This is a genomic window from Sphingobacterium sp. UBA2480 (genome assembly GCF_002341965.1).
Lineage (GTDB): Bacteria > Bacteroidota > Bacteroidia > Sphingobacteriales > Sphingobacteriaceae > Sphingobacterium > Sphingobacterium multivorum.
Genome location: NZ_DDPA01000007.1, coordinates 242,889 through 257,361, shown reverse-complemented (window position 1 = coordinate 257,361; position 14,473 = coordinate 242,889). Strand labels below are relative to the sequence as shown.

Genomic DNA, 14,473 nt, shown 5'->3' with positions numbered 1-14,473 from the left:
TTCCAGCAAGCTATTTCATCCTTCTCGAATTGCTTGATACATCTTAAGGATATGTTAAACTTTTAACATTAACACTTTTTAACCATGGAATATGATACCTTTAGCAAAAATTATAATTTATATCAACCACAAATGCCCTTTTTAGACCATGTTCTGCAAGTTCCAACCTACGGATGGAAAGACGCCGATGGAAATCTCGTAAAGCCAAGCAAAAAAGAAATTTTCACTGAATTCTTCAAACGCCTTAATATTTTTAAGGATAAACGAAATTGGTTACCCTTTTTTAGCTGGTTAAAAGTAGCTTGCCTCATCCCCTTTTTTATCATCTTTTTGGTTTACCATTTCAGTTGGTGGACTGTGTTAGCCGCGTTCCTGTACAGTATGATCGTTATGGGGACCCATGGAACGATATGGCATCATCGATTTGCGACACACGGCGCATTTAAATTCCGCAACGGTTTCTGGCGTTTTTTCACGCAGAATTTGACCATCAATGTAATTCCCGAAGAAATATATGTTATTTCACATCATGTTCACCACGCAAAATCCGATAAACCGGGTGATCCCTATAATGCCCAAGCTGGCTTTCTATACTGTTTTTTAGCCGATGTAAATCACCAGCCTATTGCTAAGAACCTTACGGAAAATTCCTATAACCGCGTCAAATTGCTTATGCGACACACGGGTGTAACAGCTAATAGTTATGCGCAATATCAAAAGTGGGGGTCGTACGTCAATCCTTCACATGCAATAGGATCCTGGATATTAAACTGGGCTTTTTGGTATGCCGCTTTTTATTTAATCGGTGGTCACGCACTTGCCTGTACACTCTTTGGAGCCGCCGGCTTTTGGGCAGTCGGTGTGCGCACATTCAACTATGAAGGGCATGCAAAAGGTGAAGACAAACAACGTGAAGGTATCGATTTCAATGAGAGAGACAAATCCATAAACCAGTTATGGCCTGGCATTGTAGCAGGCGAATGGCACAACAACCACCATTTATATCCAAAGAGTGCGCGGAGTGGCTTTAAGCCTTATCAGATAGATCTCGCATGGTGCTATATTAAAATGATGCATAAATTTGGAGCCGTCAGCAGCTATCGGGATGACAAGAAAAGATTTGATGAACAATATCGTATCCCATACCTAAAATCAAAAGAATAGTCAATCGTTGCATTTCGAAGCGATCTTGGTCCTTTTCCATTTAATGTAATAAAGTTTCAAATTTTATTTGGATCCGAATTGTAAAATCGACTTTGGAGACAGCGTCTTCTTTGATCGTCAGCATACTGTTCGGCGCTACTCATAAACATCGATAGCGCCGAACAATAGTGAACATCTAATTTTCTTGATGATAGAGATCAGAAAATATTTTTGATAATTTCGCAGGCTCTTCTCGCCATGCGGCATACATACCTTGTCCCATTTCATCCGGGACTATATCGAGGTTTCCGGCTGCGACACTTTCTACTATCTTTATTGCGATACGATCTGGATCTGGCATATCCCAATCACTTCCCTTGTTCATATCGGTATCAATTGCTCCCGGATTAACAGCATATACTGTCACATCCTTTTTAGCCAGTTCAATTCGAACAGATTGTGTAGCAGAATAAAGTGCTGCTTTGGAAGCAGCGTACCCAGCAATAGAAGGTAAAGGCGAATAGGCGGCAATCGAAACAATGTTGATCATGATAGATGGCCTATTCTTTATCAGAATTGGAGCAAATGCACGCATCATGTTTATTGTTCCAAAATAATTTACCTTCAGATCATTTTCCATCGCCAATACTTCTCCTTGTAGCATATTCCCTGGATTTAAGGTTCCTGCATTGTTAATCAGAATCTCAGTATCTGGGGCTGCTAGCGCACTCATTTCTACTTGTTTAACATCGGTAATATCTAGTTGCAGCGGTACGATTCGATGATCGTTGAATGCTGGCATATTTTTTAAATCCCGGCAGGTTGCATATATCTTCCCTGCACCGTTATTGAGCAATGCACTTACCAGTGACTTTCCTATCCCTCTATTAGCCCCTGTAATCAGGATGACTTTATCTTTAAAAATTTGCATGGTGTTTTATTTATTATCCAACACAAAGCTATCCAGAAAGATAATGCTGTAAAATCCGAAACTTGCGATAATAAACATGCTCTTGATACGCTAGAAATCAAAAAAATCATATTCAAAGGAAATCAGACACTTCATCATCGCCCTATCAAGAGAACCTATTAACTGTGCATAAATGGATAACTTAGGTCGTAAATACGGCTCATGCAACTTTGAGAGCTTACTTCAAACTAAGAAACGTTCACCTTTACTAAAGCTGTATACAGCTCCTCCGGCGTAAAGGGTTTGACTAACCATCTACTTATGGCCACGGAATGACATAGCTGTTCTATATCCTGCTGATTCGAACTAAAAATAGGAATAATGGTCGGCTCAGTATTGTTATCGAAATTTTTTTCACGAATATTCTGTATCGTTTCAATACCGCTGATGATAGGCAATTGATGATCGATCAAAATTGCATCAAAATGATGTCCCTTTTTTAATATCTGTAATACCTCAAATCCAGTTTTTGCATGCACGGTATTAATCTTCTTTAACGATAACATCCGATCCAAATCATTTCGCTCCGACTCTTCCTCTGCAACAATTAGTACATCCTTTATTTTTTTTAATCCATCCCACGCATTAATTTCCCAAACGGCGGGAACATTAATAGTGAAAAAGAAACGACTACCGGCACCAAAGGTACTCTCCAATTTCAATTCACTGCCCATCATTTTAAGCAATTTATTCGATATTGTTAGTCCAAGGCCAGTTCCCCCATAACGTTTAGTCATCGAGTTATCTTCCTGTGTGAATGCATCAAATATCCGTTCCACATTGTCCTCTTTAATACCTATGCCTGTATCTTTGACGCTAAAGCACAGAACAGCCTGGGTGGCATCATGTGATTCTACTGTAATGCTGAGTTCAATAGTTCCCTTCTCGGTAAATTTTGTGGCGTTGCTCAATAAATTCATCAATACTTGCTTGATACGGAGGGCATCAACCCAAATATAATGTGGCACATCGGCCGCGATATTCAGATAAAACTCTAAATTTTTGGCTTTGATCTGCATATTGAGAAAGTTTGTCAGTTGAATAACCAAGTCCTGAAGATCCGTCTGTTCAACGTCCAGTTGTAGTTTGCCAGCCTCAATTATAGAGAAATCTAGAATGTCGTTTACAATTCCAAGCAATAAATTGGCTGATTGATCAACGATACTCAGATATTCCCGTTGAGTATCTTCAAGTGCTGTCCCAAGCAACAAATCGGTAAAGCCAACAATCCCATTCAAAGGTGTACGAAGCTCATGGCTCATATTTGCCAAAAATTGTGATTTTGCTGCACTTGCCTGTTCAGCTACTAATTTCGCCTTTTCCAGCTCTTCCCGTTGATGAATAATCCTGCTAATATCAGTTGCAATCGCAAGATAACCGATAACATTTTCGTTAATATCCCGAATAAATGTAACGGCTAAGGAAACATACAATCTAGATCCATCTTTTCGACAATAGGTCCACTCTCGCTGTTCAGCACCATGCAGCTCTGCCATATCTACAAAGAAACGAAGTTTATCTACCGAACGTCCTAATTCAACTTCCAGTTCCTTAGCTCTCAACACGAGCTCCTCTTTCAAATGAAAATGTTCAAGCCCCAATTTCCCAATGACCTCTTCACTGCGGTATCCCAAAAGGTTTTCCGCTCCTGTATTAAACAATGTGACTACACCAGTCGTATCGGTCGCGATAATAGCTACAGCGGAGGTTGCATCCAATACTTCTGAAAGCAGTTTTTTTGAATTCGAAGACTCTGCTTCGATGCGTTTACGCTTATCAATATCCTGAAAGGTACCGTATAAACGAACGCAATGGCCATTTTCAAAATCAGCATTTCCCAATGCACGTATCCACAGTTCATGACCAGCGAAGGTGACAATCTCAAGCTCCAAATCCCAAGCTTCTCCCGAAGCGAGTGCATGTTCAATGGCAGTCCGTATTTTATTCCTACTTGATCCCGCTTTATAGAACTGTAACGCAGTTGTTAGCTCTGGTTCATAGTCTTCGGGTACTTCATGAATTTCTCGCGTAATTTCGGACCAAACAATCTTCCCATCAGCAGGCGTATATTCCCAGCCTCCAATTCTAGCTACCCTTCCAGTCCGCATCAATGTTGCTTGGGCATGCTTCAGTTCCTTTTCTAGAAAATGCTGTTCCGTAATATCCACGGCATTGCCAATCACATAGGGTATTTTGTTCCCATTGGTCTGCAAAATGTTATTAAACATCCAGATACGCGTCTCACCCGAGCGTGTCAAGGTTCGCATTTCTCCTTTGATTGTTCCGCGTTGAACAATTGCGCCCAGATAGTCCTGTAAATTCTTGTGCCCCTCCGATGGGACAATATCAAAAAGTGATCGTAACTGAATCTCCTCCCGTGTATAGCCCAAAGTCTTGGCTCCAGCTTCATTGACGGCTATAAAATTGCCCATCAGATCATGCGTACACATAAGTCCCTGAGAGTTATCGAAAAATGCTTTCAGTTTTTGTTCACTTTCTTTATACTTTTCTTTTTCTTTTCTGTTGACAATAAGCGCGACAACCTCATCCCGAAGAAGGGTTAGGATCTCTTTTTGATGCTGATCGAGCTGCCTTGGAACACGATCAATAACACATAAGGCCCCTAAGGCATATCCGTTGGGATCGATTAATGGTAATCCAGCATAATAACGAATGTTTGGTTCTAAGGTAACGAGTTCATTCGATTTGAAGCGATCGTCTTTTTTGGCGTCCTCAACTTCCATCAGCTGATCTTCTTCCAGCGTATATTGGCAAAAAGAAACATCGCGCGTTGTTTCGTCTATCTCCAAGCCAACCCGCGATTTAAACCACTGCATATCCTTATCCACTAGTGAAATCAATGAGATGGGTGTACCGCACACTAGTGATGCAATTTTCGTAATGCGGTCAAACTCTTCCTCGGCTGCTGTGTTTAAAATTTCGTATTCATGCAACACGCGTATCCGATCTGATTCATTCTTTGGCGATAATTTAGCGTTCATTCAAAAGCCTGTATTGTTAATAATTTTATCTTCGAAGTCTTTATAGGTCCAAATGTATAGCATGCGCTAACGTACAAATAATATTTCACTAATCTTTAACGATTGATTTGAATCATTCCAATGCCCAATTAATATCGATTTGGTTTTAACTTTTCTTAGTCTATCGTAAAAAGTAGAAAACCAGCGGTAATAGCATGATAAAATATAATCATGAACACCGCTGTGTTAAAATAGTTTTAAATAAAAAACAAACTATTAGATTAAAAGATCACCGATAATAAGCGCCGTGCTGCCTTCGGTTCCCAAAAGGGAGAAGATTATATCGGTTTTTCAATGCCAAAAATATATTTTAAAAAAAAAAGAATTTATGAAATCCAAGCTTTCCAAAAAGTCGTAAATGGGTATAAGTACAGAAAAAAATTATAAACTAAAAGACTTTTGTTATGGAAAAGATAACCTCCCACAACGAAACACTATTGAACTCCAATAGTGACATGGACAAAAGAGATCTCAGACGAAGAGATTTTTTAAAATATGCAGGAGCCAGTGCTGCTACATTAGCCATCCTGGGTATGTCGAGTTGCAAAAAAGACCACGATGATGGCATGGATAACGGTGGTAAGGGCATGTACTTTGGTAGCGGCGACATTGCCATCCTAAATTATGCCTATGCACTTGAACAACTTGAAGCTGCATTTTATATCCAGCTAGTCAACAACCCCTATAGTGGCATGACGGACATGGAAAAAACTTTTTTTACGGATATCCGTGATCATGAAATTGCTCATCGTGAGTTTTTCAAGGTAGCCCTAGGGGCCAAAGCCATTTCAAGTCTTGAATTTAATTTAGGCGGTATCAATTTCAGCAGTCGCGAAACGGTACTGGCAACAGCAAAAACATTTGAAGATCTTGGCGTTTCGGCCTACAATGGTGCTGGATGGTTAATAAAAGATGTCAATTATTTACTGTTGGCTGGCAAGATCGTGTCTGTTGAAGCTAGACATGCCGCCTGGGTCAGGGATATGATCGACAATGGTAGCTTTGCCAATCAGGAAGTAGTGGATTCAAATGGTCTTGATGTCGCAAAGAGTCCAAGCGTTGTCCTTAGTGCCGCAGCGCCATTTATTAAATCCAAGATTGATGTGAGCGATCTACCAACTTATTAATTCACCTAAAAACTGATTATCATGAATCTCTTAAACGTTTTTGAACAAATAAATGCTGTAGATCCTGAATTCAGCGATCGCATCAGCCCTCGTCGCGAAGCAATTAAAAGTTTGGCTTCAATGAGCAAAAAAATAACTTTGGCTGCCCTGCCCTTTATGATAGGTGAGCTCTTTAAAAAAGCTTATGGTGCTACGGCTCCCACAGATGTCAATGGAGTACTCAACTATGCGTTGACTTTGGAATATCTCGAAGCAGAATACTACACTATGGCTGTTGCCAAAGCAGGTCTTATCCCCACAGGTAAACCACTCGGTGCGATAACCACCATTCGTGACCATGAAATTGCACATGTGAATTTTCTTAAACAGGTATTAGGCAATAAAGCTGTTTCAAAGCCAACCTTTGATTTCACCGCTGGGGGGACTTTCGGCAATGTTTTCAGTGACTACGACACATTTTTAGCTATCGCACAAGCATTTGAAGACACCGGGGTAAGAGCTTATAAAGGGCAAGCGGGAATTTTACTCGGCAATCGTGTTGTACTGACTGCGGCGCTTCAGATCCATTCTGTTGAGGCACGACATGCCTCTCATATCCGCCAAATGCGTCGTGCTCGCGGAGGTGGAGCTGCCAATCAAAAACCTTGGATTACAGGAAGTAATGACAGTGGTATTGGCGCAGTTGTCGATCCGGTATATGCAGGCGAAAATAATATAACACAAGCGGGAGTGGATATTACAACATTGGCAGGTGCCATGGGGAAAATTTCGACCAATGCAGCAACCCAGTCTTTCGATGAACCTCTAACTGCAGAAGCTGTACTTAATATTGCAGGTCTTTTTATAAAATCCTAACAAAAGACGTAGTTTACCTGTTTTTAGCATGTCCTGATCGGTTTATCCCATCAGGGCATTGTTTTTTATATACTCCCCATTACACATAATGCTGTGAGTGTCGGTACATCTTTGCCGCCTTCATCTTCGAGGGTAATAGCAAAAGCCTGGGCCTTTGGAATATCCAGCATCTTACTTGCTGTATCTCCTTTTAAGTCAAGTGGAAAAACACCGGCATTAACAGGTTTACCATCGACCATTGCCCACAGTTGATATTGCTTACCTTTGGGTGCAACAGGCATGTGCTCAATACTCAGATAAACCGTCTTTGATACTTGATCCCAGAATACCAAAGCAAGGTAATCGGGTTTAGTTTCTACCCCCTTCAGAGGGATTGTTTTTATTGCTGGATTTTGAACGAGAGCCCATTTATCCTGTAGGGTAGCAAGTTTTGCCTGCTCAGCATCAAGTAAGGACGTCGTCTGATTTAGCCTATTCGCTGTATCTTGTTTACGTTGATATAGGAAGATATTAGCACCAATACTAACGGCTAACAATAGGCTTGCAGCAATAGTCCACTTGTATGATCGAGCAACAAGCGTTTTCTTTTCGGTATCCATAACAATTACGTCGTTATGGTCCGTAGAAGAAGGCACTAATGTTTCATCAATTTTATGATCTTCGTTTGGTACTAGATTTTCTGCAATGAGTTTATTCCATATATCCTGTTTTAATTGCATAGGCATCTCTATCGCTTGGCTATCGGCCAAATCTTCGAGTGCAATCTCTGCTTCGATGATGGCTTGTTCCACTTCGCTATTATTTTTTCGAATACAATTCAAGATGCTCACTTCCTCTTCAGAAGCAAGTCCCAAAACGTACGATTCAATAATCCCCGACGATATGTATGCTCTAATATCCAAAACTAGCGGTACTCTTTTAGTAATTGTTGTAATTGTATAAAAGCTGCCCTGGTACGTGTTTTTACTGTTCCTAACGGCACATCAAGCTGTTCAGCAATTTCTTGTTGTGTATATCCTTCATAGTAGGCCATCTCAATCAAGATTCGCCATTCCGGCTTCAATTTATCTAAAATATTTTTAAATCCAATAAAATCTGCTTTCGTGTGTTGTTCGCCCTGACTTAGATCTTGTTCTTCCTCCCTATTTACGATATTTGAGAGCGGTTGGTTTTTCTGCTCGTTTACGATAGCTTTTGATTTTCGATGATCGAGGGCTGTATTGCGGGCAATGTTAATCATCCAGGTATAAAGGCGGCCTTTTTCTGCATCGAAAACATCGATATATCGCCAAATTTTGACGAATACATCTTGGATGACTTCTTCCGCATGCTCCGTTGAGACCACGATACGACAAACCACACCAAAGAGTGCATCGGCATAGTGATCATAAAGATAACTAAAAGCCTGTTGATTCTTTTTTTTCAATAAAAGAATCAATGTTTCTTCAGAAAGGTTGTTTAATGGACTCAAATTTTACGTTTATAATACGCTAAAGATGAAAATTAAAAATTTAAAAAAAAAGCAGCAAAGACAAAACAAGTTAAAGTACCTATAAAACAGGTTAAAATACCTAATATAAGTTAGCCTATTTTCTGTTAATCCTCATTATTATTTATATTTTAATACGCAATGCATGATTTGCTTCCACCATATCGTACTAATTTACTCTTTTTTGTATTTCTAATTTTCAATGCTAGTTTTTCATGATTTGATTCCACCTGGGAGGACGAATCACATTTAAATCTATTAAAATCTGTCTAAAGCTTTATTTTGTCGGACGAATTTTCCTTGGAAATTGGATTTATCGACAGCATTTCACATGTAGCCAAGTAAAATTCGTCAATTAGCTGAATAATCAAGTCATTCTTTACGTTATGTACAGCTATACCCACCCAATTTTTGGAGGGAAGATACTTACTCCGAGTCCATTGAACAGGCTGCACTATTTGTTTTTCTGAACGCAACCATTCTAATCCACTATCATTGAAATATATCTTTTCATTTGACAAATCCATCACGATGAAAGGTCTTTTCTTAAAATAGAAAATACTCATATCAAGATCTGCAATTACATTCATTCGAATATGTTTTTTGAGATGCATATATGCATTTATACGGGTTAGTGTTGACATCTATTTATCTTATTGGCTATAATAAAATCATCATAAATTTCCATGAACATTCAAAGCAGGCGAAGTGTTCATCAGACGAGAATCAAAGATATTCGAACCAGCGGTCTAAGTAGGGGTATATTTTGTTCTAATAGGTGGAAAAAAATGTTAATGTAAGTTGAAAATACGACGGATAAAACCACTAATTTACCAAGCGAAAGAATATGTGTTAGTTTGCCCCATTACAGGTTTCGGCGAATCGTAAAATGCCTGCACGGATTGTAAATACCACCATTGAACCAGTATTGCAATGGTTTAAATTTGATAAATAACAAAAGATATGCGGAAAGAAAGTAAAAGCACGTCATTCATTAAAAAAATTCTAGGCTTAATTAGTCTTATCCTTATGGTAACAAATAGTAAAGCACAGCAAGTCACGCACTATTTTCCAAACGGAAAAGATAAGGCAAAGACCATCAGTGGACAGTATGGTGGTAATAGCGGGATTTGTCTTTTTGAAGATGGCAGATTTCTGTTATATGGTTATGCTACATCTGTTTTCGGCTCCTATGTTTTTGAAAAAGACTACCTGCTTTTCTATCCAGATGAAGCCCCTTTATTTCAACTGTATGGGCGTCACAAGCCTAATTTCACAGACAGTACTTGTATCAATTTGGCAGGTTTTGAAGAAGGTAAAACCTATGTACAATTTGATAATGACAGTACACATCGGGTTTTCAATGACAAGGCAAACTGTTTCAGCCCCCCTTTTGTTCATCAGGAATCCAAACCGGTTCAATCGCTTAAATTTATTGTACAAAACCAGTTTATGGAACATGACAGTACTTATCAAGTCTTTCAGTATAGCAATGAAGAAAAATTCAATGATTTTATAGCTGTTTATAACAGACCCCAACGTGCACGTCAACATTTCAGCGCTTTCCTATATTTGGCTGAAGGGAATAAATTAGCCATCAGACTCTCCAATTACGGTGGAGAAAGAGGTTTTTTAAGAGAAAATCAAGACGGTTCAAATCAAGAACACTGGCACGAAATATTGACCATGAAGAAGGATTATGATCGGGCAAATTATATTGACCCCCTAGCAATATTTAGTAACGCATATTATACCCTATTTTATCCTGACCTCGAACAGTACGTCTTGGATACTGTCACCAATAGATATGTAAGTAAGTTTGCATCGGAAAATGAGGCCTATTTTGCTGGCAATCCTGAGCAAGACGATCGATACTTAAATAAATACATCCGTCAGAATCTGTTGCTTCTAAAAGACGAACAATTCGATCCATCAAAACTGTCAATTACCAGTCTATTTTTTTCACGCTGTGAAGAATCTGAAAAGCCAGATCATGATGAAAATGGATCACAGCAATAATCGCTCAAAAGCCATAGCAATGATTCAAGTGGGAGCTTAGCGCTATTAAGAGTCGAAAGATTAGCACGTTTTCTTAAATATGGCTTAATTTTGGTAGTAATGACTAGATAACTGGATAACATTTATACTAGTTTTATTTCGGTAAAGATGATGAATTATAAAACGCTTATTATTGGGCTAGGATTCTGTTCGCTAGCGGGTTGTGCAACACAAAAGGAAAATATTGGAAATAGAACAGAGAGAGAAAGTGTATCCTTAGCTGAGGGACAAAGAAAATCATTGCGAGAATATCCGATCAAGATCAAATTTAATGGTATTTCAGAAGATAGCCGTTGCCCTGAAGGCGTCAACTGTATTTGGTCTGGAGTTGCAGTAGCAGAAATTGAGATCGCAGAAAAAGCAACTAAACCCACGACAATAAAGCTCGCAACAATAGACCTACAGGATAGAGGTTACCGAAGAACTGCCAACACCAACGGATATACCATTTCATTACAGGATATCGCCCCTTATCCGAACAAGGAACAAGGGACACAAACGCTACGGGGTAACTACAAAATCGCTGTTATTGTACAAAAAACTGTAAAATAAGCCCGCAGCGGTTCACTGTGCGCCAACAATCGTCCTATGGAAATAGTCATTGAAAAATGACCCAATTCTATTAAAGAATGACCCAATTTTTAAAAACACCAATACATATATTTTAATTATATGCATGGATACTTATTGGTTCATTCCTTGAAAAATAATACCTTTGCCAAAACCTCATTTATGAAAAAGTTTTTTAAATTTATTAAGATTACATTTTTTTCTATACTGGCTATTATTGGGCTATTATTTCTCTATTTTTTCATTTCCAATCGGATATTTATAGGAAATACCAACGCGGAAAATATAGCGTACCTCAAGCTTCATAAAACGGAGATTAAGGATCGTATTGTAGATTCTCTATTCGATAATAGCTTCTATAATTCGGATATTTTCTTACTTGGGGAAATTCATGGCTACGCAGACAATCAAAAGTTGGACAAAGAGCTGTTATTTTATTTGAACAAAAAGCTTGGTGTTAAATATTACATTGCTGAGATGGATAGTACAAATGCCAACAAACTAAACAGCTTTTTATCCAAGCCGCTAAAAGATAACGCCCTACTGAAAGATGTAGTTAGCTCCATTCGCAAACGTATCCCGCAACAGTCTAGTTTAGAGCTATATCAAAAATGGGTCGAAATTTATGATTATAACCGCCACCTTGCCGATTCGGCAAAAATCACTGTTATTGGCATAGACAAAAGCTTTACAGCGGATAAATCTGACGTATCCAGGGATTCAGCTATGCTGTTAAATTTGGAAAATTATATTAAAAATCACCATATTGATGGTCAAAAACTATATGGACTATTTGGTTTTTTTCATGTTTTACAAAAAGGAAAGGATGCAACCAATGATCCTTTTGCTACACGCTTGAAAAATAGCGGCTATAAAGTATCTAGCTTTGTTAGTTATACCATTGCTAGTGAAATGTATCTTCCAAAGAATCCTCAATTTCCAACCCCTGAAGATGAAAAAGTAGATTGGGTAAATGCAGATGGCCCACTTATGCTCGTGAAAGGCATCCAGGATCTAAAAGAATTAAGTCGACCAAATAGTATATCGTTATTTAAACTCAATGCAGCACATTCACCTTATGCTACTTCTCAAGATTTAATAACTGTAAAATCACGGCTTTTTGGCGAAAATATCATACCTGCTGAAACGAATCATACAACAGACTTCTTTCAATATGTATTTTTGTTACGAAATTCAAAGGCCTTAACAAAACTTGATTAGGACAGCAAGCATTTCATCAAAAAATTGGATAAACAAGCCGTCTGCTGATCACATGATTAAAGAAACAAGAATCCTATTGAAAAATATTCCATTCATAAACAGGATGATCCGTATTTAGGAGGAGGATTCTCGCTTATCGATTTGCAAGATATCACTTTGGTTTTTATATTTGCGACATCATAAGAAATCCTAATGCGGAAGTGGCGTAATTGGTAGCCGCACCAGACTTAGGATCTGGCGCCGCAAGGCGTGGGGGTTCGAGTCCCTTCTTCCGCACTTATCAATATCCCAAGCTTTCAGCTTGGGATATTTTTTTCCAGTACTTTTTGACGCTAAGTTATCACCATTGAGGGTATAATTTCTTGAAGCAAACAGAATAGATTAGCGATAATATGTCGCGTCAAGAATTTAAGCCGCCCAGTCAAATGGTTTTGTACAAGGGTCACACTCATATTTCAACACTTTTCCTAAGCTTTTCGCTTTTTTACCTTTTTTTACGAACACATAAGCCAAGTCTACATATTCCTCTACTTCGGCCCCACTTTCATCCCGTCCTTTTACAACCACAGAATAATATTTTCCATCCGGATATGCCTTGAAATATACTTCTTGAACAGTAATCTTTTTGGGTATTTGATTATCACAACAGCTACACCATAAAATAACGATGGGTTCTTTTTTAAGGTATGCAACGGCCGTTTCGGCTTGCTTTTGTGTCAAGGCCTGAAGTTGATCTGCTTTTGAGAATAAAGCTGTACACAGCAACAGAAGGAGAAAAATGGTCTTTTTCATTTGGAATAGTGTTAAGTTTAAAACAACTTATTAGCAAAGACTATGCCTTTAGCTTCTCAAAAAAAGATAACAGTCGCTATGATAAATTAAATGGTCAGTTATTTCTCCTTAAATCCCCGACAACAGATCATATGTATTCTGTGAAAGTGCCGTTGTACTTTAGCGATTTAGCCAAGTTGTTCTCAAAACACAACAGTCCCGATAAGCGGTAATTCTGCCTTGAGAACAAACCAATATATTATTTTTCCCAGACCAATGCGCTTGCACCAAGAATAGCAGCATCAGCCTCTTCCAATTCACTAAAGACCAGTTTCACTTTGTTTCTAAACAAAGGAAAAAGGTTTCTTTCCATATGGAGTTTCGCGGGTTTTAAGATAAAATCACCGGCCTTAATTACTCCGCCAAAAAGTAGAATTGCTTCAGGAGAAGAAAACATCACAAAATTTGCTAATGCTTCACCTAGTTTCTGCCCAGTATACCTAAATACCTCAATGGCTATCGCATCCCCTTTGAGCGCACATTCATGAACTGTCTTCGAATTGATCGCGTCCTCAGGGAATTGATTCAACATCGATTCCGGAAATTCGGCCCGCATTTTCTTGGCTGTAATAGTGATCCCCGTAGCAGATGCATAAGCCTCTAAACTTCCTTCAGAACCCGTACTCCAATGTTTTCGTCCTCCTGGTTTGACAATGGTATGGCCCAATTCGCCAGCAAAGCCATCGTGTCCATAAATAAGCTTCCCTCCGGCCACTATGCCGCTTCCTACTCCCGTGCCTAAGGTAATCATAATAAAATCTTTCATGCCGCGTGCCGCACCAAAAAGCATTTCACCATAAGCAGCGGCATTTGCATCATTGGTAATGGTGCAGGGAATCTTAAATTTGGCCGTCATTAAATCACTAAATCGAATCACACCTTTCCAAGGGAGATTGGGAGCGTGGTCTATTGTCCCAGTGTAATAATTAGCATCAGGCGCGCCGACACCAATCCCATCAAAGCTTTGTTCACCACCAAATGCTTCAATTAAGGGATAAGCTTTCTCGTACAACGCATCAATAAACTCTTCCACCGTTTGATAAGCATCTGTTTTTATGCTTCCTTTTTCAAGTACTTCGCCCCGATGATTGACCACACCAAATTTTGTATTGGTTCCACCGATATCTATTCCCAACGCCACGCGTTTTGATAAATCTATTAATGACAT

At 39.0% G+C, this 14,473-nt stretch carries 13 protein-coding genes and 1 tRNA gene; 7 read left to right on the top strand and 7 right to left on the bottom strand.

Going from position 1 to position 14,473, the window contains the following annotated elements:
* Nucleotides 1–84 precede the first annotated feature (84 nt).
* Nucleotides 85–1,164 carry a fatty acid desaturase gene (locus B3600_RS14365; protein WP_286753385.1) on the top strand — a complete coding sequence of 360 codons (1,080 nt, stop codon included), beginning with the start codon at nt 85–87 and terminating at the stop codon, nt 1,162–1,164.
* Nucleotides 1,165–1,339: 175 nt separating this feature from the next.
* Here B3600_RS14365 and B3600_RS14360 read toward each other — a convergent pair whose 3' ends face one another.
* Both B3600_RS14360 and B3600_RS14355 read right to left on the bottom strand, forming a co-directional pair.
* Nucleotides 1,340–2,074 carry an SDR family NAD(P)-dependent oxidoreductase gene (locus tag B3600_RS14360; protein ID WP_046675106.1) on the bottom strand — a complete coding sequence of 245 codons (735 nt, stop codon included), beginning with the start codon at nt 2,072–2,074 and terminating at the stop codon, nt 1,340–1,342.
* 227 nt (nt 2,075–2,301) lie between these two features.
* The gene (locus B3600_RS14355) at nt 2,302–5,115 is read right to left on the bottom strand and encodes a PAS domain S-box protein (protein ID WP_286753384.1); all 2,814 of its coding nucleotides are present in this window, start codon (nt 5,113–5,115) and stop codon (nt 2,302–2,304) included.
* A gap of 443 nt (nt 5,116–5,558) precedes the next feature.
* Here B3600_RS14355 and B3600_RS14350 point away from each other — a divergent pair, with 443 nt between their 5' ends.
* Nucleotides 5,559–6,281 carry a ferritin-like domain-containing protein gene (locus B3600_RS14350; RefSeq protein WP_046675105.1) on the top strand — a complete coding sequence of 241 codons (723 nt, stop codon included), beginning with the start codon at nt 5,559–5,561 and terminating at the stop codon, nt 6,279–6,281.
* Nucleotides 6,282–6,302: 21 nt separating this feature from the next.
* Nucleotides 6,303–7,136, top strand: coding sequence for a ferritin-like domain-containing protein (locus B3600_RS14345; protein WP_046675104.1), 834 nt, complete (start codon nt 6,303–6,305; stop codon nt 7,134–7,136).
* Between the two features lie 65 nt (nt 7,137–7,201).
* Here B3600_RS14345 and B3600_RS14340 read toward each other — a convergent pair whose 3' ends face one another.
* The 3 genes from B3600_RS14340 to B3600_RS14330 all read right to left on the bottom strand — a co-directional run bounded on the left by B3600_RS14340 (nt 7,202) and on the right by B3600_RS14330 (nt 9,215).
* On the bottom strand, nt 7,202–8,038 hold the full coding sequence (locus tag B3600_RS14340; RefSeq protein ID WP_286753383.1) for an anti-sigma factor: 837 nt from the start codon (nt 8,036–8,038) through the stop codon (nt 7,202–7,204).
* A gap of 2 nt (nt 8,039–8,040) precedes the next feature.
* Nucleotides 8,041–8,607 carry an RNA polymerase sigma factor gene (locus B3600_RS14335; RefSeq protein ID WP_286753382.1) on the bottom strand — a complete coding sequence of 189 codons (567 nt, stop codon included), beginning with the start codon at nt 8,605–8,607 and terminating at the stop codon, nt 8,041–8,043.
* 287 nt (nt 8,608–8,894) lie between these two features.
* Complete coding sequence (locus B3600_RS14330) at nt 8,895–9,215, bottom strand: hypothetical protein (protein ID WP_286753381.1); 321 nt, start codon at nt 9,213–9,215, stop codon at nt 8,895–8,897.
* Between the two features lie 439 nt (nt 9,216–9,654).
* Between B3600_RS14330 and B3600_RS14325 the strand changes: the two genes are divergently transcribed.
* The 4 genes from B3600_RS14325 (at nt 9,655) to B3600_RS14310 (ending at nt 12,750) form a co-directional block, all read left to right on the top strand.
* Nucleotides 9,655–10,644: a preprotein translocase subunit SecD gene (locus B3600_RS14325; protein ID WP_286753380.1), complete on the top strand. Its 990-nt coding sequence runs from the start codon at nt 9,655–9,657 to the stop codon at nt 10,642–10,644.
* A 147-nt stretch (nt 10,645–10,791) separates the two neighbouring features.
* Nucleotides 10,792–11,235, top strand: a complete 444-nt coding sequence (locus tag B3600_RS14320; protein WP_286753379.1) for a hypothetical protein — start codon at nt 10,792–10,794, stop codon at nt 11,233–11,235.
* Between the two features lie 180 nt (nt 11,236–11,415).
* Complete coding sequence (locus B3600_RS14315) at nt 11,416–12,474, top strand: hypothetical protein (RefSeq protein WP_286753378.1); 1,059 nt, start codon at nt 11,416–11,418, stop codon at nt 12,472–12,474.
* 194 nt (nt 12,475–12,668) lie between these two features.
* Nucleotides 12,669–12,750: transfer RNA gene (locus B3600_RS14310), tRNA-Leu, on the top strand.
* Nucleotides 12,751–12,882: 132 nt separating this feature from the next.
* Here B3600_RS14310 and B3600_RS14305 read toward each other — a convergent pair.
* Together B3600_RS14305 and B3600_RS14300 are read right to left on the bottom strand one after the other, a co-directional pair.
* Nucleotides 12,883–13,266, bottom strand: a complete 384-nt coding sequence (locus B3600_RS14305) for a hypothetical protein (protein WP_046675100.1) — start codon at nt 13,264–13,266, stop codon at nt 12,883–12,885.
* Nucleotides 13,267–13,504: 238 nt separating this feature from the next.
* A complete protein-coding gene (locus B3600_RS14300) occupies nt 13,505–14,473 on the bottom strand; it encodes an ROK family protein (RefSeq protein WP_046675099.1) in 969 nt (322 codons plus the stop codon).

What these genes read in the sequence shown, in the direction of transcription:
- B3600_RS14360 (WP_046675106.1), bottom strand. Translation starts at nt 2,074, where the DNA reads ATGCAAATTTTTAAAGATAAAGTCATCCTGATTACAGGGGCTAATAGA.
- B3600_RS14325 (WP_286753380.1), top strand. Translation starts at nt 9,655, where the DNA reads ATGGTAACAAATAGTAAAGCACAGCAAGTCACGCACTATTTTCCAAAC.
- B3600_RS14315 (WP_286753378.1), top strand. Translation starts at nt 11,416, where the DNA reads ATGAAAAAGTTTTTTAAATTTATTAAGATTACATTTTTTTCTATACTG.
- B3600_RS14330 (WP_286753381.1), bottom strand. Translation starts at nt 9,215, where the DNA reads ATGAATGTAATTGCAGATCTTGATATGAGTATTTTCTATTTTAAGAAA.
- B3600_RS14320 (WP_286753379.1), top strand. Translation starts at nt 10,792, where the DNA reads ATGATGAATTATAAAACGCTTATTATTGGGCTAGGATTCTGTTCGCTA.
- B3600_RS14300 (WP_046675099.1), bottom strand. Translation starts at nt 14,473, where the DNA reads ATGTCATTAATAGATTTATCAAAACGCGTGGCGTTGGGAATAGATATC.
- B3600_RS14350 (WP_046675105.1), top strand. Translation starts at nt 5,559, where the DNA reads ATGGAAAAGATAACCTCCCACAACGAAACACTATTGAACTCCAATAGT.
- B3600_RS14365 (WP_286753385.1), top strand. Translation starts at nt 85, where the DNA reads ATGGAATATGATACCTTTAGCAAAAATTATAATTTATATCAACCACAA.
- B3600_RS14305 (WP_046675100.1), bottom strand. Translation starts at nt 13,266, where the DNA reads ATGAAAAAGACCATTTTTCTCCTTCTGTTGCTGTGTACAGCTTTATTC.
- B3600_RS14355 (WP_286753384.1), bottom strand. Translation starts at nt 5,115, where the DNA reads ATGAACGCTAAATTATCGCCAAAGAATGAATCAGATCGGATACGCGTG.
- B3600_RS14345 (WP_046675104.1), top strand. Translation starts at nt 6,303, where the DNA reads ATGAATCTCTTAAACGTTTTTGAACAAATAAATGCTGTAGATCCTGAA.